The sequence below is a fragment of the Vibrio sp. V42_P2S4T144 genome, assembly GCF_009904715.1.
In the GTDB taxonomy this organism is placed as follows: domain Bacteria; phylum Pseudomonadota; class Gammaproteobacteria; order Enterobacterales; family Vibrionaceae; genus Vibrio; species Vibrio alginolyticus.
Window position 1 is genome coordinate 1 of sequence record NZ_WXWS01000496.1, and the last position, 2,131, is coordinate 2,131.

General features: G+C 40.5%; 3 protein-coding genes. All 3 read right to left on the reverse strand.

Annotation, left to right across the window (positions count from 1 at the left end; translation table 11 throughout):
- Positions 1-13 precede the first annotated feature (13 nt).
- From CAG68_RS16415 to CAG68_RS16425, 3 genes are read right to left on the reverse strand one after another with little or no spacing between them, the layout of a single operon-like run.
- Positions 14-691, reverse strand: a complete 678-nt coding sequence (locus tag CAG68_RS16415; protein ID WP_033905563.1) for a C39 family peptidase — start codon at positions 689-691, stop codon at positions 14-16.
- Positions 692-696: 5 nt separating this feature from the next.
- Entirely contained in the window at positions 697-1,020 is a 324-nt protein-coding gene (locus tag CAG68_RS16420; RefSeq protein ID WP_005380167.1) for a hypothetical protein, read from the reverse strand.
- Positions 1,021-1,040: 20 nt separating this feature from the next.
- Positions 1,041-1,970 (reverse strand): hypothetical protein, encoded by a 930-nt coding sequence (locus tag CAG68_RS16425; RefSeq protein WP_005391691.1) that lies wholly within the window; start codon positions 1,968-1,970, stop codon positions 1,041-1,043.
- Positions 1,971-2,131: the final 161 nt, after the last annotated feature.

Sequence of the window (2,131 nt, forward strand, 5' to 3'; positions counted from 1 at the left end):
AAACAATGTTATATTAATTTTCACCGGAAACTGGGAGAGTAATGCTAAATACCCCTAAGGAATCTCTAGACACTCCTGTTTTTAATGGTGATCTTTGATATACGGTGAAATTATCATTGGTTATAAAGCTAGACCTTCCCATTTCCGCTTCGTTACGGACCAGTAACACAATTCCTTGGTAATATTTTTCAAACTCATCCAGTTTCATTATCATGGTTCCTCTAGAAGGGTCTCCTAGAATAACTGAGTGATTGTTTATACCTCTGATGACAACAAAATGCATATACCCATCGAAATTAACGAGAGTAATCCCAGGGACGCCGACTTCTTTAATTTTCTCCAATCCTACTTGAAAGCCGTCAGAACGTAACCCTATGGAATCCAAGTAAAACTTCATATCCAACAAAGAAAAACCTTTCTCTTTGATTTTTTCTTTATCACCTTTTTCAAACATGCTTTTGAAGATATCTTGTTCAGATGACTCTGTTGCATAATGAAAAGTGAGAAGAGAAGCCAGGGCGGCAGAGCCACAGCTGAAGTCATACTGTTGGCGAAAAACATCACCGAACACTATTTCTTTGTAGCTTTTAACAGGAACAGAGTAATGTGCTCGGTAAGGTAGCAGTTCTAATGAAATGGCTGATGCTGAATAAACGAGCATCAGCCAAATTACGTTATTTAATACTTTCATATTGTTTACTTGAGTGTCAGGTTAACGACGGTAGAGTTCTGGATTAAAACGTTGTTTCCGCTGTTCTGAATTACGTTGGATATACCCGAACTGTCTGCGAACGCTCCACTTGATAGTATATTGTTACCACTCACGGTGTTTGACGCGACATTATCTGACGAAATACCATTGATATCTGATTCTGCATAAACCAAGTCGAGTTCAACATTTTGTCCACCTCTTGATTCATTCATGATATCCAAGCTAACTTCTCCGCCAGATAATGCAATGTCATCAGCGAGTGCAGTGCAGGCAACTATCATACTCAAAGTACAGATTGCCAAACGCATCGCTTTCTCCTACTAGTCGGTTACTCACCCCCAGTAAACACACTTGCATTAGTTGTAACAGATTGTTGTACAAGTGAATTTGAACCAGCATTCTGACCAACGGTAGTAATACCAGCCGCACCACCAAGACCACCAAGGGTGTTCATGTTTTCAACTCGAACTCGAGTATCATCCGCGTTAGTTGCATAAATAACTGATGCACCTGTAACACCACCCATTAGGCTTGAGCTCGCAACAACCATATCTGTATCCATATGGACTTGATTGAAGCTATCAACATTTGTTGAGCTCGAGTCACTTTGATAGTTACTATTGTCGTTAAAGCTGTTCGAGTTTGTTGTGCTTGAATCAGCGTAGCTACGGTTATCACTCTGGTTACGGTTGTCGCTTTGATTACGATTATCGCTGTTATCGTTAAAGCTACTGTTGATACTAGAGTCACTGTTGTCGTTGTTGCTACGTCTTACAGTAGTACTAGAGTCGCTGTTGTCGTTGTGGCTTCTATTTGTGTTAGTACTTGAATCACTACTATCACTATTTAGGCTCACATCAAGATCAGCACTGGTACTGTTGTCGTTAGCGTTAGACGTACTATTGTCGTTGTGGCTTTGAGCTGTGTTAGTGCTCGAGTTTGAGTTGTCGCTGTTGTTATTAAAGCTGTCATCAACACCAAGAGTTGCACTGTTGTCAGTGTCGCTGTTGTCGTTGAAGCTATGACCAATACCTAGTGACGCACTATTATCGCTGTTGTCGTTGAAGCTATCACCAACACCGAGAGATGCGCTATTGTCACTGTTATCATTGAAGCTGCCAGATAAACCGATATCGGTATTAGCGCTGTCAGTCCATTGCATGTTGTCGTCTCCATCATCGATCTCATTCGCGATTAGAGAGCCACTAAATAAAATTGCTGACATTGCTAAAGCAAGCCCTGTTTTGTTTAGAGTCATAACGATTACTCCATTTCCTGTTATTCCTGATTAAAAATGACTGCACTTAACTTCTTGCTGCTTCCTTCAAATGTTGTGGGAAGCGATGAAATTATAAGAAAGGATCAGTGAAAGCTGTTCTCATTATTGAGAATGATTCAGGCTGGAAGGGAGTATTTAGG

What these genes read in the sequence shown, in the direction of transcription:
- CAG68_RS16415 (WP_033905563.1), bottom strand. Translation starts at nt 691, where the DNA reads ATGAAAGTATTAAATAACGTAATTTGGCTGATGCTCGTTTATTCAGCA.
- CAG68_RS16425 (WP_005391691.1), bottom strand. Translation starts at nt 1,970, where the DNA reads ATGACTCTAAACAAAACAGGGCTTGCTTTAGCAATGTCAGCAATTTTA.
- CAG68_RS16420 (WP_005380167.1), bottom strand. Translation starts at nt 1,020, where the DNA reads ATGCGTTTGGCAATCTGTACTTTGAGTATGATAGTTGCCTGCACTGCA.